The sequence below is a fragment of the Cereibacter sphaeroides 2.4.1 genome (genome assembly GCF_000012905.2).
GTDB classification, from domain to species: domain Bacteria; phylum Pseudomonadota; class Alphaproteobacteria; order Rhodobacterales; family Rhodobacteraceae; genus Cereibacter_A; species Cereibacter_A sphaeroides.
The window spans coordinates 524,050-546,412 of sequence record NC_007494.2 but is presented as its reverse complement, the minus strand read 5'-3'; the positions used below and the strand labels follow the sequence as shown (position 1 = coordinate 546,412).

General features: G+C 70.5%; 21 protein-coding genes. 2 read left to right on the top strand and 19 right to left on the bottom strand.

Going from position 1 to position 22,363, the window contains the following annotated elements:
- Positions 1-86: 86 nt before the first annotated feature.
- Complete coding sequence (locus tag RSP_RS18020) at positions 87-2,093, bottom strand: serine/threonine-protein kinase (RefSeq protein WP_011339342.1); 2,007 nt, start codon at positions 2,091-2,093, stop codon at positions 87-89.
- 113 nt (positions 2,094-2,206) lie between these two features.
- Here RSP_RS18020 and tssH point away from each other — a divergent pair, with 113 nt between their 5' ends.
- Both tssH and RSP_RS18010 read left to right on the top strand, forming a co-directional pair.
- On the top strand, positions 2,207-4,876 hold the full coding sequence (tssH, locus tag RSP_RS18015; protein WP_011339341.1) for a type VI secretion system ATPase TssH: 2,670 nt from the start codon (positions 2,207-2,209) through the stop codon (positions 4,874-4,876).
- Positions 4,869-5,267: a hypothetical protein gene (locus RSP_RS18010; RefSeq protein WP_011339340.1), complete on the top strand. Its 399-nt coding sequence runs from the start codon at positions 4,869-4,871 to the stop codon at positions 5,265-5,267. Before tssH ends, RSP_RS18010 begins: the two co-directional genes overlap by 8 nt.
- On the opposite strand, the gene RSP_RS18005 is transcribed toward RSP_RS18010, so the two are convergent.
- The 18 genes from RSP_RS18005 to RSP_RS17920 form a co-directional block, all read right to left on the bottom strand.
- On the bottom strand, positions 5,264-5,950 hold the full coding sequence (locus RSP_RS18005) for a hypothetical protein (protein WP_011339339.1): 687 nt from the start codon (positions 5,948-5,950) through the stop codon (positions 5,264-5,266). The two genes, RSP_RS18010 and RSP_RS18005, sit on opposite strands and share 4 nt — an antisense overlap.
- A 22-nt stretch (positions 5,951-5,972) precedes the next feature.
- Positions 5,973-6,752, bottom strand: coding sequence for a hypothetical protein (locus RSP_RS18000; RefSeq protein ID WP_011339338.1), 780 nt, complete (start codon positions 6,750-6,752; stop codon positions 5,973-5,975).
- Positions 6,749-7,750: a DUF4150 domain-containing protein gene (locus RSP_RS17995; protein WP_009562778.1), complete on the bottom strand. Its 1,002-nt coding sequence runs from the start codon at positions 7,748-7,750 to the stop codon at positions 6,749-6,751. The genes RSP_RS18000 and RSP_RS17995 overlap by 4 nt, the downstream gene beginning before the upstream one ends.
- A complete protein-coding gene (locus RSP_RS17990) occupies positions 7,747-8,838 on the bottom strand; it encodes a 3-oxoacyl-ACP synthase (RefSeq protein ID WP_011339337.1) in 1,092 nt (363 codons plus the stop codon). The genes RSP_RS17995 and RSP_RS17990 overlap by 4 nt, the downstream gene beginning before the upstream one ends.
- On the bottom strand, positions 8,831-9,853 hold the full coding sequence (locus RSP_RS17985) for a DUF2169 family type VI secretion system accessory protein (protein WP_011339336.1): 1,023 nt from the start codon (positions 9,851-9,853) through the stop codon (positions 8,831-8,833). Before RSP_RS17985 ends, RSP_RS17990 begins: the two co-directional genes overlap by 8 nt.
- A 1-nt stretch (position 9,854) precedes the next feature.
- Positions 9,855-11,144: a hypothetical protein gene (locus tag RSP_RS17980; RefSeq protein ID WP_011339335.1), complete on the bottom strand. Its 1,290-nt coding sequence runs from the start codon at positions 11,142-11,144 to the stop codon at positions 9,855-9,857.
- A 357-nt stretch (positions 11,145-11,501) separates the two neighbouring features.
- The gene (locus tag RSP_RS17975; protein ID WP_011339334.1) at positions 11,502-12,110 is read right to left on the bottom strand and encodes a flavin reductase family protein; all 609 of its coding nucleotides are present in this window, start codon (positions 12,108-12,110) and stop codon (positions 11,502-11,504) included.
- Positions 12,107-13,036, bottom strand: a complete 930-nt coding sequence (locus tag RSP_RS17970) for a LysR family transcriptional regulator (RefSeq protein ID WP_002724288.1) — start codon at positions 13,034-13,036, stop codon at positions 12,107-12,109. Before RSP_RS17970 ends, RSP_RS17975 begins: the two co-directional genes overlap by 4 nt.
- The gene (locus RSP_RS17965; protein ID WP_011339333.1) at positions 13,033-13,674 is read right to left on the bottom strand and encodes an aspartate/glutamate racemase family protein; all 642 of its coding nucleotides are present in this window, start codon (positions 13,672-13,674) and stop codon (positions 13,033-13,035) included. The genes RSP_RS17970 and RSP_RS17965 overlap by 4 nt, the downstream gene beginning before the upstream one ends.
- A complete protein-coding gene (gene hydA, locus RSP_RS17960; protein WP_011339332.1) occupies positions 13,671-15,128 on the bottom strand; it encodes a dihydropyrimidinase in 1,458 nt (485 codons plus the stop codon). Before hydA ends, RSP_RS17965 begins: the two co-directional genes overlap by 4 nt.
- A 12-nt stretch (positions 15,129-15,140) precedes the next feature.
- Complete coding sequence (locus RSP_RS17955; RefSeq protein WP_002724282.1) at positions 15,141-16,067, bottom strand: N-carbamoyl-D-amino-acid hydrolase; 927 nt, start codon at positions 16,065-16,067, stop codon at positions 15,141-15,143.
- Between the two features lie 37 nt (positions 16,068-16,104).
- A complete protein-coding gene (locus tag RSP_RS17950; protein WP_011339331.1) occupies positions 16,105-16,770 on the bottom strand; it encodes an amino acid ABC transporter permease in 666 nt (221 codons plus the stop codon).
- A gap of 3 nt (positions 16,771-16,773) precedes the next feature.
- Positions 16,774-17,454, bottom strand: coding sequence for an amino acid ABC transporter permease (locus tag RSP_RS17945; RefSeq protein ID WP_011339330.1), 681 nt, complete (start codon positions 17,452-17,454; stop codon positions 16,774-16,776).
- Positions 17,455-17,458: 4 nt separating this feature from the next.
- Positions 17,459-18,199 (bottom strand): amino acid ABC transporter ATP-binding protein, encoded by a 741-nt coding sequence (locus RSP_RS17940; protein WP_011339329.1) that lies wholly within the window; start codon positions 18,197-18,199, stop codon positions 17,459-17,461.
- A 69-nt stretch (positions 18,200-18,268) separates the two neighbouring features.
- A complete protein-coding gene (locus RSP_RS17935; protein WP_011339328.1) occupies positions 18,269-19,132 on the bottom strand; it encodes a transporter substrate-binding domain-containing protein in 864 nt (287 codons plus the stop codon).
- Positions 19,133-19,640: 508 nt separating this feature from the next.
- Positions 19,641-20,567, bottom strand: coding sequence for a dihydrodipicolinate synthase family protein (locus RSP_RS17930; protein ID WP_011339327.1), 927 nt, complete (start codon positions 20,565-20,567; stop codon positions 19,641-19,643).
- A gap of 11 nt (positions 20,568-20,578) precedes the next feature.
- Positions 20,579-21,436 carry a D-amino-acid transaminase gene (locus RSP_RS17925; protein WP_011339326.1) on the bottom strand — a complete coding sequence of 286 codons (858 nt, stop codon included), beginning with the start codon at positions 21,434-21,436 and terminating at the stop codon, positions 20,579-20,581.
- A gap of 11 nt (positions 21,437-21,447) precedes the next feature.
- Positions 21,448-22,218 (bottom strand): LamB/YcsF family protein, encoded by a 771-nt coding sequence (locus tag RSP_RS17920; RefSeq protein ID WP_011339325.1) that lies wholly within the window; start codon positions 22,216-22,218, stop codon positions 21,448-21,450.
- Positions 22,219-22,363 lie beyond the last annotated feature (145 nt).

Here is a 22,363-nt window from a genome sequence, read left to right as displayed (position 1 = left end):
CTTTCGACAAAGGGCTTTTGAACGCGGGGCCGAAAATGCGGCCCAGGAAAATGGTGCCCGAATCGCGCCCCTTTTTCAACCGGGGATTATCTGGAGGGGCGGGACTCGAGCAGCCGCCGGGTCACCGCCACCAGCCGGTCGGGGTCGTCCCGGCGCAGGGCGCTCAGGGCTTCGGTGAAGGAGGCGACGGATTCGTCCTTGGGCCTGCGCAGCGCGAAGAGGTCGCCGCGCGACACCACCGCCACCAGCTCGCTCCTGCCGAAGTCGCGCGCCTCCACCTGCAGCGCGAAGAGCTGCGTGCCGCCCGCGACCTGAAACTCGAGCGGCATCACCCGGATGGTGCGGACGCCGTTCGCCACCGTGCCCAGCCGGTCGATCCGGCTTTCGTCGGAATAGACGTTGGGCAGCAGGTTCAGCACGCTGCCCGTCACATCGACCAGACCGACCCAGAGCGCGAGCCCGCTCATCCCGGCCGGAAGCCTGATCTCGACCAGCGGATAGTCGCCCGGCCCGTAGATTCCGGCGAGGTTCGGCGCCCCTGTCGCGGCCTCGCCGAGCCAGATCGACAGGCCCTGCGCCGGCCGGTCGGGAAGCGCCTGCCGCACCGCGCAGATCGCCGGATTGAGCACGGTGATCGCCAGATGCAGCGGCCGGTCGCCCCGCAGATCGGCGAGCGCGCGCTCGAGGGCGGCGGCCGTCTCTGCCGTGGCGACGGCACCTGTTATGACCCCTTCGGTCCCGCCCTCGGAGAGCGGACCGCAGTCGGCATGCCGCTGAAGCAGCGCCGAGACCGCCTGAGGATCGAGCGGCGGCGGCACGACCTCGATCTGCAACCGGGGCTCGAAACCCCGGCGCGAGGCCCAGTCGCGGAAACGGGTTTCCACCATCGCCGCGCTCCGGGCATCGGGTGCGCGTCCCGAGAGCGCGGCCTCCGCGCCGTTCAGCGCGAGCCGCCAGTCGTCGAGCGTCGCGGCCAGCGCCAGCACCTCGGCGGCCGCATCCGCCCAGCCCTCCGGCGCGCCGCGGGCGATCCGCAGCCCGTGGGACTCGTGCCCCGCCGCGCGGGCATAGGCCGCAGCGATCCGAGCCGCCGCCGCCCGATCCGGCGCCTCGCCTGCCAGATCCGCGGCGCTCGCCGTCAGCCGGTAGGGCTCGGCCAGCGGCGGCCGCAGCGCGATCCATCCTCCGACCGCGAGAACCGCCAGGAGGAGGAGGGCCGCGAGGGCCGGCCAGACCCGTCGCCGCCGGTCCGGCTCCGCCTGCGGCCGGAGCAGCCGGTCGAGCTCCTCCACCACCGCCGCGGCACTGGCGGGCCGGCGCTCTGCCTCGGGCGCGGCGAGGCGATCGATCAGGCCGCGCAGGGGCTCGGGCACCCCCTCCGTGTCGAGCGGACGCCCCTTGCGCCGGACGATCTCGCCCGGCGTCGCTCCGGCGAACGGCGCCTCGCCCCGAAAGGCCGCGAGCAGCGTGGCGCCGAGCGCATAGAGATCCGAGCGCGGCTCGGCACGCCCGTCGATCTGCTCGGGCGCCGCATATTCGTATTTCCCGGCGAAGTCGTTGCCGACGATGGTCTGCGCCCCGGCCGAGAGATCCTTGGCGATGCCGAAGTCGATGATCGTCGCCCGCTCGGGGGCTCCGCCGCGCAGGATGATATTGTCGGGCGACAGGTCGCGGTGGACGATCCCGTGCCGGTGCGCGGCCCGCAGGCCCTCGGCCACCCGGTGCGCCACGATCAGAAGGTCGCGCGCCTCGATCCGCCCGGCCTCCATCGCCTGCGCGAGCGACGGGCCCTCGATATGGTCCATCACGAGGAAGACATGCCCGCCGTCGCTGCGCGAACATTCGGTGTAGCGCACGACGGCATCGTCGATCACGTCGCGTAGCTGCTCCTCGCGGCGCATGAGGCCGATGTAATCGTCGTTGCCCGAAAAGCGCCGGTTCAGCGCCTTGACCGCGACGATCCGCCCCGAGATCAGGTTGCGCGCGCGGTAGATCTCGCCGGTGCCGCCGCGGCCCAGCACGCCCTCGATCTCGTAGGTGTGGTTCAGGATCTCGCCCCGGCGGAAGATGTCGCCGGGCTGTTCCCCGATCATGCCCGGCCTCCGCCCCGATGCAAAGGTGTCGCCAAGGTGCCTGATTCCAGCATAGGCTAAGCCAAGACCTTTGCGCCCGACTATTTTCAGGACGACATCGTGAGGGGCCGGCCATGCCGCGGGGCTCGCAGGAAACCGTCAAGCGGAAGGAACTGGTGGCGAAGCTGAACCCGACCTGTCTCGCGGCCTTCTCGGCGGCGGCTCAGGCGGCGAAGGCACGCGGCAACCCCTATGTCGAGCTGGTCCATCTGATCGAGGCGCTGCTCGCCGCGGATCGGTCCGACATGGCGCTGCTGATGCGCGCGGCAGGCTGCGATGCCGGCCGGCTCTCGGCCGATGTGGCCCGCGCGGTGGATGCGCTGCCGCGCGGGGCGAGCGCGGTGGAAGAATTTTCCGACCATCTCTTCCACGCCATCCGCGAGGGCTGGACCTTCGGCAGCCTGCGGTTCGGCGACGACCGCGTGCGCTCGGGATACCTCCTGCTCGGCGCGCTGCGGGTGCCCGTGCTCGAGGCGCTGCTCATGCGGATCAGCGGCGCCTTCGGGCAGGTGGATGCGGAGTCTCTTTCCGAGACGTTCCGCGATCTGACGCAGGGCTCGGCCGAGGGCGATGCCGCGCCGCCCCCCGCGCGGCCGGGCGCGGCCGACGGCTCCGCGCTCGCCCGCTATGCGACCGATCTGACGGCGCGGGCGCGGGAGGGGCGGCTCGATCCGGTCGTGGGGCGCGATCCCGAGATCCGGCAGATCATCGACATCCTGATGCGGCGGAGGCAGAACAATCCGATCCTCACCGGCGAGGCCGGGGTGGGCAAGACCGCCGTCGTCGAGGGCCTTGCGCTGCGGCTTGCCCGAGGGGACGTGCCGCCGCCGCTGCGCCCGGTGACCCTGTGGATGCTCGATCTCGGGCTGATGCAGGCGGGTGCCAGCATGAAGGGCGAGTTCGAGAAGCGGCTGAAGAGCGTGATCGACGAGGTTCACGCCTCGGACGCCCCGGTGATCCTCTTCATCGACGAGGCCCATACGCTGATCGGCGCGGGCGGCGCGGCGGGGACGGGGGACGCGGCCAATCTTCTCAAACCGGCACTGGCACGGGGAGAGCTGCGCACCATCGCCGCCACCACCTGGGCCGAATACAAGCAGCATATCGAGCCCGACCCGGCGCTGACCCGCCGCTTTCAGGTTGTGCGGATCGAGGAGCCCTCGGAAGAGGCCGCGATCCGCATGTGCCGCGGCGTGGCCGCCGTGCTGGAGCGCCATCACCGGGTCGAGATCCTCGACGAGGCGGTGGGGGCGGCGGTGCGGTTGTCGCAGCGCTACCTGCCGGCCAGGCAATTGCCGGACAAGGCGATTTCCCTGCTCGACACCGCCTGCGCGCGCGTCGCCGTCTCTCAGCATGCGACGCCGGCGGAGGTCGAGGACATCGACCGCCGCGCGCAGGCGCTCGCGCTCGAGGCGGGCATCCTCGAGCGCGAGGAGGCCGTGGGCATGGATGTGACGGCGCGCCGCGGCGAGGTCGAGGCGGCGCGGACCGCCGTCGCGGCCGACCGTGCCGCGGCGGAGGCGCGGTGGGAGGCCGAGAAGGCGCTGGTGGCCGAAATTCTTGAACTGCGCGCCCGGCTGCGGGCAGAGGGCGATGCGCTGGACGGCACCGCGGCGCAGGCCGCCGAGGAGGCCGAGCCGCCCAAGGACGACCGTGCGGCGCTTCTCGACCGGCTGCGGCGTTGCAGCCGGGATCTCGCCGAGGCGCAGGGGGAGCGGCCGCTGATCCTGCCGACGGTCGACCGACAGGCGGTCGCCTCGGTGGTGCAGGACTGGACCGGCATCCCGATGGGGCGGATGCTGGCCAGCCGCAACGAACGCGCGCTCGGCCTTGCGGACCTGCTGGCCCGGCGCGTCGTGGGACAGGATCATGCGATGGAGGCCATCGCGAGCCGGATCCAGACCGCGCAGGCGGGGCTCGGCCCGCCGGAGAAGCCGCTCGGCGTGTTTCTGCTCTGCGGGCCCTCGGGCGTGGGCAAGACCGAGACGGCGCTGGCCTTGGCCGAACAGCTGCACGGTGGCGAGCAGGCTCTCATCACGATCAACATGAGCGAATTTCAGGAGGCGCATACGGTCTCGACGCTGAAGGGATCGCCCCCGGGCTATGTGGGCTATGGCAAGGGCGGCATCCTGACCGAGGCGGTGCGGCGAAAACCCTATTCGGTGATCCTGCTCGACGAGGTCGAGAAGGCGCATCCCGATGTCCATGAAATATTCTTTCAGGTGTTCGACAAGGGAAGGATGGACGACAGCGAAGGGCGGCAGATCGATTTCCGCAATACGGTGATCCTGCTGACCTCGAACGTCGGCACCGACGAGATCGTGGAGGCGGCGGGGCAGGATCTGGCCCGGGTCTCGGCCACGCTCCGCGCGCCGCTTCTGCAGGTCTTTCCGGCCGCGCTGCTGGGGCGGATGATCGTGCTGCCGTTCCTGCCGCTCTCGGACCGGATGATCGCGGCCATCGCGGGGCAGAAGCTCGAGGCCATTGCCCGGCGGCTGAAGGCGGGGCACGGCGCCGAGCTGGTTCTGGGCGAGGGCGTGCTCGAGACGATCCGCGCCCGCTGCACCGAGGTCGAGTCGGGGGGGCGGATGATCGACGCGATCCTGAGCGGCACCCTGCTGCCGGAGCTGAGCCGCAAGCTTCTCGAGCGCCAGCTCGCGGGGGCGGCCTTCAGCCGGGTGACCCTCACCGGCGGCCCCGCAGGCTTTTCCTATGCGTTCGAGACGGAGGCGGATCATGCATGACGGTGGCTTTGCCGCGGCGGGCTCGCGCCTGCTGCGGGGCCGGATCCTCGGGATCGATCCCTGCGGGCTCCTGCGGGTGGAGATCGGCGGGGCGGAAGCGCTGGCCGAAACCGTCGTGGCGGTCTCCGCCGCCGATATGGGAGCGGAGGCGGTGGTGGCCGAGGTCGGAGCCTCTCCGGTGGTGCTGGGCCTGATCCGCCGGGCGGTGCCGGAGGCCGAACTCGACGGAACGCGCCTCGTTCTGGAGGGGCGGCGCGAGGTGGTGCTGCGCTGCGGGCGCGCCTCGATCACGCTGGCGCCGGACGGGCGGGTCACGATCCGCGGCACCGAGATCCTGAGTCGGGCCAGCGGTGCGAACAGGCTCCAGGGGGCGAGCGTGCAACTGAACTAGGCGGTATCGGGGGGCAAGAGCCAGGGGTTGCCGGCGAGGGTCGCGAGATGGCGGGCGAGGCAGGCCGCGGCGCTCTCGGGGGTGCCGGGATCGCGCGGCAGGAAGGTGCAGGGCCCGACCGGCGGGCCGCGGTCGAAGCTCTCGGCGAAGAGGCCGCTCCGGTGCTCGGGCACCGGCCAGTGGCGCGCGAGGCGCGAGGTGGCGACGGCGACCCAGGCTTCGAACTCGGGTCGAAGGCGCGGCGGCAGGACGTGGCGCGCGAGCTGCAGGATCCAGACGCAGCGGGCGGGGAAGTCGCCATCGTCGCGCGCCTCGTGGAGCGTGTCGTTGACGACGAGCATGGCGGCCCGGAGGGCGCCACGCACCGGCCCCGGCCAGTCCTCGGCGGGCAGGAGGGCGTAGTCGCAGGCGCCCTCGCGCAGCATCGTGGCCCAGGCGGCATCGAGATAGGACCGCGCCTCCTCCGTGCCGCGGTGCGCATGGAACCGTGCGGTGATGGCCTCGGCCACGGCGATGACGAGGCCACGGCAGGCCAGATCGGAGAGGTTCTCGAAGGGGGCGGCCGAGGTATCCTCCTCGAAAAGGAAGTAGTCGGTGTAACGCCACTGGTCCCAGGCGAAGGACAGATCGCGCGAGTCTTCGTCGGCTGTCCGGCTGCGGACATGGTCGTAGACGGCGCTCACGAGACCCGCTCCTGCCTTCTGCTCATGGCACCTCGCCGTCCTGCCGCGGGCGTAGCGTGCCGGGGGGGTGGCGGAGGAAGGGGTTGCGGTTCCAGTCGAGCCGGGCCAGCAGGTCGCGCCACTCTTCGGGCCAGCGGGACGGGTCCGGATCGCGCGAGAGGTCGAGGACCGACGGCGGCAGCGGCCGGCCCATCACTTTCGCCGCCCAGGCGCGCCGCTCGGGCGTGTCGCCCACCTCGAGCTCGGGCGTCTCGCCATGCTCGGGAAATTCCGCGACAAGATCCATCCGCGCGATCACGGCCTCGACCCAGGCATCGAAGGCAGGAACCGCGTCCGCAGGCAGGTTGAACCGCGTCAGCACCAGCATGTCCGCCGTGACCGAGAAGATCGGTTCGGAGGGCCAGTGCCCGGAGGTGTAGATGTGGTCCTGATGGATCAGGTCGAGCATCATCAGGACGCTGCCCTGCGGCCTCGGCGCCTCGTCGATCGTGTCGATGTCGGCGATTGCGGGCGTCCGGCCGAACCAGTGCCAGTCCTGCTGCCAGGCATAGAGGGCCTCGGCCATGTCGAGGAGCGGCGAGACGTCCGTCTGCTCGCGGAGCCGTTCGGCCTGCCAGACCATCGCGGCCGAGACGAGGGAATAGAGAGCGGCGTTGGTCTTGAAGAGTAGCGCCTCCTTCAGCGGCGTCATCCGCTCGGGGCTGATATGCGCCGAGGCGCTGCGCCACTTGCCGGTGAAGGCGCCCCGGCCGAGGTCCGCCGGGATCGGCAGCATCCGCGCGATTTCTTCCGCTGGTCTCATCCGCCGCCCTTTCCGAAGCCCTGTTCCTTGCACCAGTCTACCGGCCCGTCATCCATGCACAGGAAGATCTTCACGCCGCATTCGCAGGCCTTCTTCAGCAGACGGCGGCAGCTCTGGCAGGGGCGATCCCTGGCCTTCTGATCCACGATCTTGCGGGTGCGGCCCAGCTTGTCCTTCTTGAAGGTGATGGCCGGATAGTCGATGGCGAAGGTGATCTTGGAGGGGCCGGGTTCCCAACTCATCGTGTCGACCGACTGCGCCTCGCAATGCTTGGCGCTGCCGCCGCTCGGATGGTGATGCTTGCGCCCGCCGCAGACCTTCGAGGGGCGGCCCTTGCCATCGACATGGCGGGCGGGCTTGGGATCGATGTAGCCGTTCGGATTGCCCGACAGCTTGTCGCGCATGAGCTGGCCGCTCGCCGAGAACTGCCGGCCGCCGTTCGAGGGTTTGGCGATGGCGATGGTGCCCTTCGTCGCCCGCTTGTCGGCCGTGGCCCCCGACAGCGTCTCGCGTTCCTTGGCAAGGTCGGCGCGCATCTGCTTGCATTCGGCCTCGCTCGGCGGCTTGGGCGGACGCGGACGCGCCACGCTGGTGCTGGCGCCGCCGCCCGGGTTCATATGGTTCGTCGTGGTGAGGTCCATGAACCGTTCGGCGCCTTCGCCCTCGAACAGCACGTCGAAGGAATAGGCCGCGAATTTCAGCGTGCCGGTGATCGTGTGCGAAACGACGCTGCCGCCGAAGCTGCGGGTGGCGGGCTCGTCGCCCTTGATCGAAGAATATTTTGAGGCGTTCTTCTTGCCCGCTTCCTTGCCCTTCACAAAGACGCTGGTGCAGCCGTCCGACGTGTCCGAGGCGGTGCCGAAGTTCGGATAGGGGATCGGCACCGGCCCCGCGGGCGGCGGGGGCGGCGAGAGGCAGACATCGGGCAGCGCGCTGATCGTCTTGTTGGGCGTGGCCTTGCCCGAGACTTCGCGGCCGTTGGCATAGACATCGGTCACCGGACAGGTCCTCCTGCCGCAGCGGCGACGATCGCCACCCGTGCGCCATCGTCCTCGCCGGCGAAGGCCAGCGCCCGGCCCTGCGGCAGCCGGCCGCTCCGCGACGCCTCGAAGGCCCAGCCGAGCTGCGCGGGCATCAGCGCCGCGCCGATCTCTCCCAGCCCCTCGATCGCGTTCCAATGTTCCGGATGACCCCGCGGCCGCCGGGAGACATTCTCGGGCGGCAGACGGTCGAGGCGCATCGTGGCGATCATCGCCTCCTTGAACTTGAAATGCTCGCCGTTCAGGTCGCCGAGAAAGATCGGAATGTCGAAGAGCGGGATCTCGGCCGCCGCCAGCGCCGCGCGGATCGCATCGGTGAGGCCCTCGCCCGTCACCGGCGCATCGCGGCTGCCGCCTGCACCCGAAGGCTCGCGGCCCGCGCCGAGGCCCTTCAGCGCCAGACCGGGCGCCATGCCCCGGGGCGCCACGATCAGCGCGGCCGCGGCCTCGCCCGGCACGAAGCCCGAGCTGTTCTCCTCGGACAAAAGCCGGTGACGGTCGGCATAGTGATCGACGATCTCCTGCAGAAGGAAGCTCTCGACCCCGATCAGGATCTGCACCGGGTGACGGCCCGCCTGTCGGGCGGCCCGCGCGATCAGATGCGGCAGACCCACCCGTCCGGCGCCCACGACCGCGCTGCCTTCGGGCAGCGGCCCCAGCCGGGCCTCGAGCTCCGCCAGCAGCCGCGCCTCGAGATCGTCCGGGCGTGCGGGACGCCCGCACGGGGCCACGGCGATCAGCACCGGCACCTCCGAGGCCGGTCGCCGGAGCGGCGCGGGCAGTGCGGCCAGCTGCTCGGCGCATTCCCCGAGGACGGGCAGAAGCATCTCGGACAGGAAGCTCGGCCCCGCCCACCAATGCTGGGCCGCGAGCCGGAAGCAGGGGAGGGCCGCGCCGGTCAGGGGCTCGCGCAGGTCGCCCGACTGCGAGACGATCAGCCGGGCGTCGAGGCCCGCGACCGTCGTGGGGCCGTCCGGCCCGAGCGCCGTCCACATGCCGTAGCCCACCACCGACAGGCCGGGGGCGAGGCCCCGCAGCTCAGCCATCGGTCGCCTCCTGCCGGGCCGAGACGAGAACCCGCGCGAATTCGAAGATGTCGCGCTCGGCCGTGATCCTCGTGCGGAAGGTCAGGGTGACCACCTCCTCCTCCGGCAGGAACAGCACCGTGTCGAGATTGGCGATCCGCTGGGTCAGCCGGCCGGAGCGCCGCTCGAAGGTGGCGAGGATCTGCAGGCGCGGCAGCCAGGTGGCGATGCGGCCCCGCGGCGAGAGGTTCACGAGCTCGACGGGCTCTCCGCCCTTGGGATAAGGGATCTGCTGATCCTCGGCGGCGGCCTGAAAATAGCGGGGGTCGAAATCGAGCGGCAGGAAGGGCGTCCGGCTCTCGAAATAGGCGGCGTCGTAGGTGCCCGCGTGCCGCCTGCGGGGCAGCCAAGTGCGCCCGACCGGCCCGAGGGCCATCGGTCGGAGCCCGCCGCGGGGATCGGTCGCATCCGCGCCGGCTTCGGCCGTATGGGGCAGGGGCGCACTCTCCCTGTCCGGCCGGAGCGGGTAGAAGCCGAGGCCCGCGGGGTTCTCCTCGAAGACGGCCGCGCGGCCGCCGCCCCCCGGATCGGGGTCGGTGCCGCCGTAGGCATGGTCATAGCCGATGGGCTGGCTCGTGAAGGGTCGTGGGTCGGAGACCCGCCAGCCCGCCGCGGCCCTCAACCAGATGCGGGCGCCGCGGACCGTGAGCCGCTTGGACCAGCCCCCGAGCCGCAGACCCACCGGCAGTTCGGTGACGGGCCGGCCCTCGGGCGCGTGGGCGCGGCCATGGAGGAGCACGTCGCAGAAGGGCTTGTGCGGGGCGAAGTCATATTCCTGCACCGGCGCATCGGCCGCGGGATCGGCCCCGAACAGGTCGCTCTCGATCAGCGGCAGCGGCTCGGTCGGCTGGCAGGGACCGGTGCCCCGGGGCAGGGCGAAGCTCGCCTTCGTGACCAGCACCACCTGCTCGTGCCCGGCCGCGTCGAAGGCCATGGTGAAGGTCGCGGGCCAGGGGGTGGCATTGTCGATCCGCATCCTAGCCCCTCCCGAACCCGTCGGGGCCGAGCCGCACCGGCGCGCGCCAGTCGGGCAGCGGGGCCGAGGGGGAGCGGCAGGCGATCTCGAGCGACAGGGCCCGCAGCTGGAGCTGCGTGCGATGTCCCGGTTCGGGCGGCGCGGCATGGGTCCAGGCCGCGGCCCCGAGGAGGTGCCGCTCGCCCGCGCCAAGGCCCGCCCTGCGCTTCGCGAGCCAGGCCCCGCACTTCTCCGGATCGGGCCAGTAGGCGTGGCTCTCGATGCTGCGTTCGAGGCGGCAGGCATCGGCCACCGGATCCTCGGGGTCCTCGGGAAAAGTCGCGCGTTCGAGATTGTCGGGCCCGAGCCGGGCCCCGGTGATCTGCCCGAAGGCGAGCCCGGCCGAGCGCGCCAGAAGCGGGTCCTCCATCTGTGCGATCAGCCAGTCGAGCGTCTCGGGCAGACCGAGCGCCCCGGCGGCCACCACCGCCCAGCGGCGCGTGGCGGGATGGCCGAGAAGGCGGGCGATCTCGGCACTTGCCGCGGCGGGCGGGACCGCGAGCGGCAGCAGCTCCGCGGCCTCGCGCCAGCGTCCGGGGGGCGCGCCGGGATCCCGGGGCAGGAGATGCGGCGGAGCGTGGTGGCGCTCGCCCAGCAGCACCGCCGCGCGGGGTGCCTCGGGACAGGAGCCGAGCCGGTCGAGGATCGGTGCGCCGAGGTCCGCGCGGCCGAGCTCTCCGGCCAGCCGCACGGCCCGCGCCGCCACCGGGGCGGCACCGTGGCGCAGGAGCGGTGCGAGACGCGGTCCCGGGTCCGCGCGAAGCCGGCCGCAGGCCCCGAGCGCGGCGAGGACGGACAGAGGATCGTCCCCGTCCAGCCAGGCCCTGAGCCGCGGGCCGATCCGCGGCGGATCGAGCAGCGCCAGCGCCGCGCCGATCGCGGGGGCGGCTGCGGGCACGAGGAGCCGGCCCGGCAGGTGAACGCAGAGATCGTCCTCCGGACGGTGACCCAGCGACAGCGTCGCCGCCACAAGGATTTCGCCCGGTCCGGGCTCTGCGTCGAGGGCCATCAGGGCGGCCTCGAGGCCCGCCGCACCCGCCCGTCGCAGCGCCGCCAGATGGCCTCCGAGCCGGGCTTCGAGGTCGAAGAGATCGAGGGCGCGCTCGTTCGGGCCGTCGCGGGCCATGGCAATCCGGTCGGCGAGGAAGGCCGCGTTCTCGGCATGCAGGCGCAGGATGCGCGGCTCGAGGAGCGGCCGGTTCCAGATCGCGGGCTGCCGCGCGGCAGCAAAGGCCCCGCCCGCAGCCGGCAAGGTCAGGGATCCCCGCAGTTCGCGTCCCGGCGTGCCGAGCCCGCATCCGCCTTCCGAAGTCCGATGAACCGCAGTTCCATCCTTCCTCCCGGTGGCTCGCCCCGATGGGTGGAAGGTTAACCGGAATCGGCGGCTTTTCCAAATTCGTTCGTGTCAGGCCGCGCGCCCTCCCGGCCGCAGGGGTGTGCCCCGGCCCCGGAGGAACGTCCCCCACAGGGGAGGCGCTGGTCTCCGACGGGACGGTCGCGAGCCGCGGGCCACCGGATGCGCCTATGCCCGAAAGGGACAAGGCGACACGATCCCCGGATTCTCCCGCCGGATCAACTGCCTTGCGCCTATGCAGGGCCGAGGGAGGAGCTAGATCGCGGGAGGGATCGCATGGCGGTCGATCTCGACCAGACGGGCGTAGCGGTCGGCGAAGAGGCGGGCCACCGGGTAGTCGCCCTGCCAGTCCACATACCATTTCTCGGGGTCGATCAGGCCCTCGCGGGCGGCCAGTCCCGTGGCCTCGCCCACGAGGATCTCGCGCTCGGCGCTGAAGGAGAGCCCGACCGTGCGGCGGCACTCGATGGCGGCGGGGGCGGCGGCCAGCCGCGGCGGGGCCACGGTCAGCGACGGGGCGAGCGCGAGCCCCAGCGCCTCGGGCTCGCTCGTGCCGGGGCCCACCGGGGCGGCGCTTGCCACCATGGGGGCCACCAGATCCTCGGTCACGATGTTCACCACGAACTCGCCCGTCTCGCGGATGTTGCGCGTCGTGTCCTTCATCGAGCCGTCCGCGCGATGTTCGAGCCCCAGCACGACGAGGGCCGGGTTCTGGCCGAAGAGGTTGAAGAAGGAGAAGGGCGCCGCATTGACCACGCCCTCGGGGCTCTGCGTCGTGACCCAGGCCACCGGGCGCGGCAGGACGATGGCGGTCAGCAGCTTGTAGCGGGTGGCGGGCGGCAGCGACCCCAGGTCGAGCATCATGCGTGAATTCTCCGGAGCGGTTCGGCGAAAATCGGTTTCAGCGTCGCGGCGAAGGCATGGGCGAGCTGGCTGCGCGGCACGCCGCGGCGGGTGAGCAGCACGACGCGGGTCATGCAGGCCGGCACGAAGGGCCGGATCGCGATGCCGGGCCGGGCATGATAATGGGCGGTGAAGGGATCGACCACCGCATTGCCGAGCCCGTGGTTCACAAGCTCGGCCGCGGTCGAGACATAGCGGACCTCGATCTGGGGCAGGTAGCCCAGTCCGCTCTGCAGGAAGGCCGAGCGGACGAGGCCGCCGAGCTTCGAGTCGCCCTCGATCCCCACGAAGGGATGCGCGGCAAGGTCTTCGGCCGTGACCTGTGTCTGCGCGGCAAGCGGCCCCGCCGCATCCACGAGCGCCACCATATGCGTCTCGTGCAGCACCTCGGAATTGAGCGCCGTATAGCGGTCCATGCTGAGGGCGAGGCCCAGATCGGCACTGCCGCTCTGCACCGCGTCGATCACATGTTCGAGGCGGCGCACGTCGAAGGCCACCGAGACGCCGGGACGCTCGCGCAGGAACTCGACCAGCGCACGGGGGGCGAGGGTGTGGCCGATGGGCGGGGTGCTGATGATCCGCAGCCGCCCGCTCAACCCCTCGCGGATGTCGCGGGCGGTCTGGGTGAAGCTGCGCAGCATCGAGAACATGGGCCGGATCTCGGCGAACAGCTCGCGCGCCTCGGCCGTGGGCATCATGCGGCGCGAGGCGCGCTCGAAGAGCACGATGCCGAGCTGGGTCTCGAGCTGCTTGAGGCCGGCCGAGACGGCGGGCTGCGACACGCCCAGCATCTCGGCCGCCTCGACCGTGGTGCCCGCGCGCATCATGGCCGCGAAGATCTCGAGGAGCCGCAGCGAGATCTCGGGCGCCGTCCGCCCGCCGATCACGCCAGCACCGCGCCCATGGCCATGCCTGCGGCGGCCAGCACCGGATCGACGACCGCGATGCCGAGATCGCGCTCGAGCTGGGCGCGGCGGGGCGCAAAGCCCGCGCAGCCGGGCACAAGCGCGCCCGCTCCCATCCGCACGAGCTCCTGCCCCACGGCCAGCGTGCAGGCATAGACCGCATCCGAGCGGCCCGCATCCTCGGCGCTGACCCCGCCCAGATCGAGCTCGCCCGCGAGCCGGCCCAGAACGCCCATGGCGCGCATCCGGCGCATGTGGCGCGCGACGGACGCCGGCCCCAGCGCCACGATGGCGAAGCGGTCGGCGCGGGCCATCGCGGTGAGGATCCCCGCCTCCTGACAGCCGAAGACGGGTTTCGCGGTGATCGAGCGGGCGAGATCGAGCCCCGGATCCGAGAAGCAGGCGATGATATAGCCATCTGCCCCGGGGTTCTGGCGGATGCGCTCGGCGACGCCCAGGCCTGCGCGCGCCACATCCTCTTCGGTGAAGATCGTGGCCGGGCTCTCGGCGATCTCGATGCAGTCGAAACGGACGGACCCCTCGAAGGGGGCGAGCGCCTCGCGCAGCCCTTCGGTGACGGCGGTCGAGGAGTTGGGGTTGATGACGAGGATGCGCTTCACGGCCGGATCTCCGCGCCGAAGTTAAGCGCGGGGGTGAGCTCGGGCTCGACCGGCGCGTTGGGATCGGGGCGGTAGGGGGCACGCGCGACGAAGCGGCCGCGCCCGCGGGCGGCCTTCAGCTCGCCCGCCTCGACCACCGTCTCGCCGCGGCTCAGCACATGCTCGGGCCAACCGGTGAGGCGCATCCCCTCGAAGGGTGTGTAGTCCATGGCATCGTGCTGATCGGCGAGCGAGACCTCGCGCGTTTCCTCGGGGTTCCAGATCGCGATGTCGGCGTCATAGCCCGGCAGCAGCGCGCCCTTGCGCTCCATCCCGAAGAGGCGGGCGGCGTTCGAGGAAGAGAGGGCCGCGAACTGCTGGAGGCTGATCCGCCCGGCCGCGACTCCTTCGGAGAAGAGATAGGGCAGGCGCATGGCGATGCCCGGAAGGCCGTTCGCGATGGCGGGATAGGCGGGCTCTGCGCCGTTCGCGAACTTGCCGCTCGCGTCGAACCGGTAGGGGGCATGGTCCGAGGACACGCTCTCGAAGGTGCCGCGCCGGGCATGGTTCCAGAGCGCGGCCTGCGTCGCCGCATCGCGCAGGGGGGGCGAGCAGATGTATTTGGCCCCCTCCATCCCCGGCCGGTCGAGGTCGTCGCGGGTGAAGGCCAGATACTGCGGGCAGGTCTCCGCATGGATCGGCAGACCCGAGGCCTGCGCGCGGGCCACGAGATCCGCCCCCTCGGGCGTCGAGACATGGACGATGAAGAGCCCCGCCCCCACGAGCCGCGCGAGCGAGATCGCGCGGTTGATCGCCTCGGCCTCGGCCAGCGCCGGGCGCGAGATCGCGTGATATTTCGGCGCCGTGAGCCCTGCCGCGGCAAGGCGCGCGTTCATCCATTTCACCATGTCGTTGTTCTCGGCATGGACCATGGTGAGGGCGCCGTGACGGCGGGCGACGGTCAGGATGTCGAGCATCCCGCGGTCGCCGAGGTTCATCAGGTCGTAGGTCATGAAGACCTTGAACGAGGTGATGCCGCGGGCGAAGGCGCGCGGCAGCTCTTCGGTCAGGACGGTCTCGGTCGGGTCCGAGATGATGAGATGGTAGGAATAGTCGAGCACCGAGTTCGGCGCCGCCCGGCTGTCGTAGGTCTCGATCACCGCATCCACCGACTGCCCGCGGTGCTGGGCCGCGAAGGGGATGAAGCTCGAGTTGCCGCCGAAGGCCGCCGAGACCGAGCCCGTGTAATAGTCGTCCGCGCTCATCAGCCCCGAGGAGCTTTCCTGCGCGATATGGGCGTGCGCCTCGATGCCGCCGGGCAGGACGAGCCGCCCGGTGGCGTCGATCCGGCGCGCGCCGCCGGGCAGCCGCTCGGCCAGACCCGCGATCCGGCCCCCCACGAGGCCCAGATCGCCCTGCCAGCTTTCGGTCGGCGTGACGATGGTGCCGCCGTGGATGACCGTATCGAACTCCATGCTGCCCTCTCCTCAGACCGGGACGATCACGCCGGTCTGCCGGCCGATGCGCTGATAATGCTCGATCCGCCGGTGGCGGGCGAAGTCGAAGACGGTGGCCTTGCCGAAGGTGCAGCGGTCGAAGTCGCATTCGGCGAAGATCAGCTCGTCGCCCTCGGTCTCGGCGCGGGCGATCACCTCGCCGTCGGGATCGACGATGATCGAGCCGCCCATCAGGTGATGGCCGTCCTCGGTGCCGGCCTTGGCCACGCCCACGACGTAGGTCGAGTTCTGGTAGGCCCCGGCCTGCATCGACAGATCCGAGTGGAACAGCCGCTGGCGCAGCCCCTCGGCGCCCTTCTGGCTGTTCACGGACGGGGTGTTGTAGCCGATGGTGACGAGTTCCACGCCCTGCAACCCCAGCTCGCGGTAGGTTTCCGGCCAGCGGCGATCGTTGCAGATCGCCATGCCCATGACCACGCCTTCGTTGCGCCAGACGTTGAAGCCGAGATCGCCCGGCTCGAAATAGCGTTTCTCGAGATGCTGGTGGGTGCGCTCGGGGTCGAACTCCACATGGCCGGGCAGGTGGACCTTGCGGTAGGTGCCCACGATGTTGGCCTGCGCATCCGTCAGGATCGAGGTGTTGAAATGGTGCCCATCGGGCGTCAACTCGGCAAAGCCGAAGGTGAAGGCCATGCCCATCTCGCGCGCCAGATCGAACAGAGGCTGCGTGGCCCCGTTCGGCATCTCGCTCTCGAACCAGCGGTCCATCTCGGCGCGGTCCTCGGCATACCAGCGTGGGAAGAAGGTGGTGAGGGCGAGCTCGGGGTAGACGAGCATCTTCACGCCCTCGGCATGGGCCTTGCGCATCAGCTCCATCATCCGGGCCACCACCGTCTCGCGGCTGTCGGCCTGCTGGATCGGCCCCATCTGGGCCCCGCCAACGATCATCTTGCGCATCTGTCTCTTCCCTGAAGGTAAGTGGTGAAAGGGGTGCTCAGGCCGCGAGGCGGCGCTGGTAGCGGCTGACGAGCCGCACCAGCGGCCAGAGCAGCACGAGATAGACCAGCGCCGCGAGCACGAGCGGCGAGGCATTGTAGGTGAGCGACCGGGCCATGTTGGCCGAGTAGAGAAGTTCGGCCAGCGACACGACCGAGGCGAGCGAGGTGAGCTTGACCACCTCGACCGTGTTCGACAGCAGATCCGGCAGCACGTTGCGCACCGCCTGCGGCAGCACCACATGGGCGAGCGTCTGGCCGGTGGTCAGCCCGCAGGCGCGCGCGGCCTCGGTCTGGCCTGCGGGCACCGACTGGATGCCGGCGCGGTAGATCTCGGCGTAATAGGCCGAGTTGTTGAGGAAGAAGGCCACCGCCACCGCCGCGAAGGGCGAGATGGCGAGCCCCGCGAAGGGCAGGCCCGAATAGATGAAGATCAGGAGCACCAAGGGCGGCAGCGCGCGCAGGAAATCGATCACCGCGAAGGCGGGCCAGCGCAGCCAGCGCCGGTGCGAGAGGGCGCCGAGCGCGAGGAAGAGCCCGCCCACAAGGCCGAGGGCGATGACGGCGGCACAGAGCCTGACCGTCATCCAGAGCCCCTGCATCAGCAGCGGCAGCGTCTGGGCCATGACCTCGAGATTGAAGAACAGGCGGATGAAGTCCTGCATGGCTCAGACCTTCCAGGCGAAGCGCCGCTCGAGGAGGCGCGTCAGCACCACGAGCGGGAGGAACACGATCACATAGGCGATGGCGCCCATGGTCAGCGGCGCGGCCGAGCCGGTGAAGCTCTGGGCGGTCGAGGCGACGGACAGGATCTCGGAGACGCCGATCACCGAGCCGAGCGCGGTCATCTTCGAGATGGCGAGCACGCGGTTGACCAGCGGCGGCAGAGCGAGCCGCGCGGCCTGCGGCAGGGCGATCTGGACCAGCGTCTGGGTGAAGCCGAGGCCCGTGGCGCGCCCTGCCTCCCACTGGCCCTTGGGCACCGAGGTCAGGCCCGCCCAGAAGATCTCTTCGGCGAAGGCCGCAAGCACCGTGCCCAGAACGAGGATTAGCACGAGCGGCCCCGGCATCCGCAGCCCGAGGCCCGGCAGCCCGAAATACATGATGAGGATCAGCACGAGCGGCGGCAGCGCCCGGCCCATGTCGGCAAAGCAGATGATGAAGAAGTTCGCGATGCGCCAGCCGTAGGCGCGCAGGCAGGCCAGCGCGAGGCCGAGGCTCAGCCCGAGAGCGATCACCGCGCCGGCGAGCCAGATCGTCGTCCAGACGCCCGCCAGCATGTCGGGCAGGTAGCGGGCGAAGATGCGCGCGTTGAAGAAGGTGGCAAGGAACCGGTCGAGCCCGTCCATGGCGTCAGGCCCGCACGCGCGAGAGGAAGGCCTGCGTCCGCTCGGCCTTCGGATTGGCGAAGATTTCCTCGGGCGGGCCTTCCTCGACCACGAGGCCGCCGTCCATGAACACGACCCGGTCGGCCGCCTCGCGGGCGAAGCCCATCTCGTGGCTCACGACCAGCATGGTCATGCCGCTGTCCTTGAGATCCTTCATCACGGCAAGCACCGAGCCCACGAGCTCGGGGTCGAGCGCCGAGGTGGGCTCGTCGAACAGCATGACCTTGGGATCGAGCGCGAGGGCACGGGCGATGGCCACGCGCTGCTGCTGGCCGCCCGAGAGCTGGGTGGGCATGGTCTCGGCCCGGTGACGCAGTCCCACGCGGTCGAGCATGGCCAGTGCGCGCTCGCGCGCCTCGTCCTTCGACCGTTTCAGCGCCTTGATCTGGGCGAGCATCACATTCGCCACCACCGTCATGTGCGGATAGAGGTGGAAGCCCTGAAACACCATGCCCACCTCGAGCCGCATCCGGTTCAGCGCCGAGGAAGAGCAGCCGACGATGTCCTTGCCGTCGATCAGGATCGCGCCCGAGGTGGGCTCCTCCAGCCGGTTGCAGCAGCGCAGCATGGTGGACTTGCCCGATCCCGAAGGGCCGATGACGAAGACCATCTCGCCGGTGGCGACCCGCAGGTTGATGTCGCGCAGGACCTTGAGCTCTCCGAAGGTTTTCTCGAGCGCGACGATTTCGAGCATGGGTCGGGACATGCGGGCTCCGATGGGATGGGGTGGGGCGCCGCCCCGTCCGCCGGGGACGGGGCGGCGGGCAGGCAGCGATCAGGAGAAGTCGCAGGAGGGTTGGTGGGCATCTTCCTGATAGCCCGGGAAGCCCGGCACGCCGAAGCCCGGCGTCGGCGTCACGATGGTACTGCCGGCCGCGGGCGTCACGCCGAACCATTTCTCGGAAAGGGCCGCGAGCGAGCCGTCGGTCTTCAGGCATTCGAGCACGAGATCGACGCGGTTGCGCGTCGCCGCATCGTCCAGCCGGAAGGCCAGCCCCCAGACGAGCCCGGTCTGGATCTCGTAGGACAGATCGACCGCCGGGTTCTGGAGCGCGGCCCAGGCCGCCACGGTCGCGCCGGAGAGGTTCGCGTCCGCGCGTCCGGTGGCCACCGCCTCGACCGCATCGGTGTTGGTGCCGAAGGGCACGACGGTCCAGCCGTATTCGGCGGCATGGTCGTCGAGATAGGTGTGGTAGGCCGAACCCCGGTTGACCGAGATCGTCATCCCCTTGAAGGCCTCGATCCCGTCCCGCTTCTCCGAGCCCGCCGGCACGACGAAGGCGAAGTTCGTGTCCATGAAGCCTTCGGTGAAGAGCAGGTTCTCGGACCGCTCCTGATTCACCGTGACCGGGGCCACGAGAAAGTCGTAGGTGCCCGCCTGCAGCGCCGGGATGAGGCCGGAGAATTGCGCCGCATCGACCGTCATCTCGGACCCCAGACGCTCGCCGATGAGCTGGGCCAGATCGACGTTGAACCCTTCGACACCGCCCGAGAGTTTCGGCATGGCATGGGGAGCGAAGGTGCCGTCGAGCGCCACGCGATAGCTGTCGCGGATCTCGGCCACCTGGGACTGGGCGGGCAGCGTGGTCGCGGCCATGAAGGCAAGCGCCACAAGCCCCCCGAAGCGGGGGTTGGTCATGGGATCTCCTGTTGATGGGGCGGAATGTTCGTCGGTTCTGTCGCCGCAGATCATCCTGACCACAGGCACCCCCGGCGCATCAATATAAATGAGGGCTCTTTTGATTGTTGTAATATAACCTGTGTTTATAGTGCCGGATTTTTCGGCAGTCTCCGCGTCGGCATGTGGCCGATGCCGCACGGACCGGCAGCTTCTGCCTCGGGATGGGGCGTAGGTTCCATTCGGATCCCCCGCGGATGCGCAGGCATGGCGCGGCCTTACTCCGTCCGCACCGCGCTTCATGGCGCGTCCTGCTCCGGCACGTCGCGCGAGCCCGCGGAAGCCGGCTTCCCGTGCGGGGGCGGCCTCGGACGAAGCCCGGCTCCTCCGGCGTCCCGCCCGGACGAGGTCCTTCGGCGCGGGCCCCCGAAACGAAATCACCCCCGGCGCGTCCGCCGAGGGTGACCGTGCACGAGGCGGGGAGCGCGCCCCGTGAAACCGCGGTGGGAGGAGCCGCGGCTTTCCGAGATCAGCCTTTCAGCCGCGCCTCGAGACGGGCCATCAGACGGTCGGTCTCGGCGGCGTCGACGGCCGACATCTTCGGTCCCGGCGCGCGGGTGGCGGCCGAGGCGATCGCGCCGCGCTTCATCAGCACATATTTGCGCACCGCAAGGCCGAAGCCCGGCTGTTGTTCATGACGCAGGATCGGGATGTAGCGGTCGAAGAGATCCTCGGCCTCGTCCACGCGGCCCGCGTGATGCAGCGCGACCGTCTGGACCAGCGCCTCGGGATAGGCGAAGCCGGTCATGGCGCCGTCGGCGCCTCGCTGCAGCTCCTGCGGCAGGTAGAGCCCGCCGTTGCCGCAGAGGATCGAGAGCCGGGCGACGCCGGCCGCCTCCTCCTGCTTGCGCAGCTGGGTGATCTTGGTGAGCCCCGGCCAGTCCTCGTGCTTGAGCATGACGATCTGGTCGCGCTCCTGCGAGAGGCGACGGATGAGGGCGGGCGAGACCGGCAGGCCCGTGGCCAGCGGGAAGTCCTGGAAGCAGACCGGCACCTCAGGCCCGAGCGCCTCGCAGACGGCATGGAAATAGCCCTCGATCCGGTCCTCGCGGGCCGGGCCGGCCGAAGGGGCCACCATGACCCCGGCCGCGCCCTTGTCCATCGCGTAGGAGGCCAGATCGGTGAGGTTGGCGAGGCCCGCGTCCGAGACGCCCACCACCACCGGCAGGTCGCCCGAGCGCGAAAGGACCGTGTCGATCACCGCGCGGCGTTCGTCGCCGGTCATCTTGTTCGCCTCGCCCATCATGCCGAGGATGGTGAGGCCCGTCACGCCGTGGCCGATGTAGAAATCGACGAGGCTGAGGAGGCTGTCGTGGTCGATCTCGCCCCGATCCGTGAAGGGGGTCGCGGCGATGATATAGACGCCGCGCGTGTCGCGGTTGATCCGTTCGGCCATGGTCTCTCTCCTCAGATTGCCGACGCGCGGCGGGTCTCGATGTAGAAGCGCCGCAGGTCGCGGGTCAGCGCGCCGGGCTTGCCGTCGCCCACGGTCGCGCCGTCGATGGCCACCACGGGAACCACGAAGTTGGTGGCCGAGGTGATGAAGGCCTCGCGCGCGGCGCGCGCCTCGTCCGGGGTGAAGGCGCGTTCCTCGACCCGCACGCCATGCGCCGCGGCCAGCTCCAGCACCGAGGCGCGGGTGATGCCGGGCAGGAGCGCATGCGAGAGGTCTCGGGTGACGAGCACGCCCTCGGCGGTCACGATATGCGAGGTGGCGGCGCTGCCCTCGGTCACGAAACCGTCTTCGACGAGCCAGGCATCGTCGGCGCCGCGGGCCTTGGCCTCCATCTTCGCCATGCAGGGATAGAGGAGCTGCACCGTCTTGATGTCGCGCCGTCCCCAGCGCAGGTCGGGCAGCAGCGCGACCCGGATGCCTGCCTCGGCCGCGGCATTCTCGAGCACGTTCTTGGCCTGTGTGAACATCACGAGCGTCGGCGGCGTGCCGGCGGGCGGATAGACGAAGTCGCGCTCGGCCACGCCGCGGGTGAGCTGGAGGTAGATCAGCCCCTGATCGAGCGCGTTGCGGGCCACGATCTCGCGATGGACCTCGAGCAGTTCCGCTTCGGTGAGCGGCAGGGCCATGCCCAGCTCCTGCGCCGACCGCTGCAGCCGCGCGGCATGGCCCGCATAATCGACGAGCTTGCCGTCGAGCACGCAGGTCACCTCGTAGATGCCGTCCGCCATGAGGAAGCCGCGGTCGAAGACCGAAACCTTGGCCTCCGATTCGGGCAACCAGGCGCCGTTGAGATAGAGGGTGCGGGTCATGGTCGGATCCTTCAGGCTTGGGCGAACGGCGCGATGGCGATGCCGTTCTCTTCGAGGGCGCTGCGCAGGCGGCGGGCAATGGCGACCGCGCCCGCGGTATCGCCGTGGATGCAGAGCGTGTCGGGGCTGACCGGCAGCCGCTTGCCGCCCGTCGTGGGAATGTGGCCGTTCACCACCATCTCGAGCACCTGCGCGAGGCTCTGCTCGGGGTCGTGGATCACCGCGCCGGGCTGGCTGCGCGGGGTAAGCTCGCCCGCATCCGTATAGCTGCGGTCGGCATAGATCTCGCAGGCGACCCGGAGGCCCGCGGCCTCGGCGGCGCGGAAGGTCTCGGAATAGGGCAGCGTCACGAAGACGAGGCCCGGATCGACCGCCCGGATCGCCCGGACGCAGAGCGCGGCGAGGTCGGGATCGACCGCCGCCATGTTGCCGAGCGCGCCATGGGTCTTCACATGGGTCATCGGATGGCCCTCGAGCGCGGCCATGCCCTGCATCGCGACGATCTGGAAGATGAGCTGCGTCTCGAGATCCTCGGGCCGCTCGCCCGAGATCCGCCGCCGGCCGAACCCGTAGAGATCGGCGAAGGAGGGATGCGCCCCCACCGACACGCCCTTTTCCCTGGCCATGCGGATCGTCCGACGCATCACCACCGGGTCGCCTGCATGGAATCCGCAGGCGATATTGGCCGAGGTCACCAGCTCCAGCATGCCTGCGTCGTCGCCCATCACATAGGCGCCGAAGCTCTCGCCCATGTCGCAGTTGAGATCGATCCTTTTCACCATTCCCAGCCCTGTCCTGCGAAGTTTTTCAGCATTTTCCGAGATTTCGGATGTTTCTTTCGGCGGTCCGGCCCGGAGGATTGACAGATCGCGCCGGGCCGCTTCATAAATGGGATACAGTTGGTATACTGAAATCTCAAGAACAATC

Bases quoted from the DNA above. Each gene is read 5' to 3' on its own strand.
- RSP_RS18020 (WP_011339342.1), bottom strand. From the start codon at position 2,093: ATGATCGGGGAACAGCCCGGCGACATCTTCCGCCGGGGCGAGATCCTG.
- tssH (WP_011339341.1), top strand. From the start codon at position 2,207: ATGCCGCGGGGCTCGCAGGAAACCGTCAAGCGGAAGGAACTGGTGGCG.
- RSP_RS18010 (WP_011339340.1), top strand. From the start codon at position 4,869: ATGCATGACGGTGGCTTTGCCGCGGCGGGCTCGCGCCTGCTGCGGGGC.
- RSP_RS18000 (WP_011339338.1), bottom strand. From the start codon at position 6,752: ATGAGACCAGCGGAAGAAATCGCGCGGATGCTGCCGATCCCGGCGGAC.
- RSP_RS17990 (WP_011339337.1), bottom strand. From the start codon at position 8,838: ATGGCTGAGCTGCGGGGCCTCGCCCCCGGCCTGTCGGTGGTGGGCTAC.
- RSP_RS17985 (WP_011339336.1), bottom strand. From the start codon at position 9,853: ATGCGGATCGACAATGCCACCCCCTGGCCCGCGACCTTCACCATGGCC.
- RSP_RS17975 (WP_011339334.1), bottom strand. From the start codon at position 12,110: ATGATGCTCGACCTGGGGTCGCTGCCGCCCGCCACCCGCTACAAGCTG.
- hydA (WP_011339332.1), bottom strand. From the start codon at position 15,128: ATGGAGTTCGATACGGTCATCCACGGCGGCACCATCGTCACGCCGACC.
- RSP_RS17955 (WP_002724282.1), bottom strand. From the start codon at position 16,067: ATGCGCAAGATGATCGTTGGCGGGGCCCAGATGGGGCCGATCCAGCAG.
- RSP_RS17950 (WP_011339331.1), bottom strand. From the start codon at position 16,770: ATGCAGGACTTCATCCGCCTGTTCTTCAATCTCGAGGTCATGGCCCAG.
- RSP_RS17945 (WP_011339330.1), bottom strand. From the start codon at position 17,454: ATGGACGGGCTCGACCGGTTCCTTGCCACCTTCTTCAACGCGCGCATC.
- RSP_RS17940 (WP_011339329.1), bottom strand. From the start codon at position 18,199: ATGTCCCGACCCATGCTCGAAATCGTCGCGCTCGAGAAAACCTTCGGA.
- RSP_RS17935 (WP_011339328.1), bottom strand. From the start codon at position 19,132: ATGACCAACCCCCGCTTCGGGGGGCTTGTGGCGCTTGCCTTCATGGCC.
- RSP_RS17930 (WP_011339327.1), bottom strand. From the start codon at position 20,567: ATGGCCGAACGGATCAACCGCGACACGCGCGGCGTCTATATCATCGCC.
- RSP_RS17925 (WP_011339326.1), bottom strand. From the start codon at position 21,436: ATGACCCGCACCCTCTATCTCAACGGCGCCTGGTTGCCCGAATCGGAG.
- RSP_RS17920 (WP_011339325.1), bottom strand. From the start codon at position 22,218: ATGGTGAAAAGGATCGATCTCAACTGCGACATGGGCGAGAGCTTCGGC.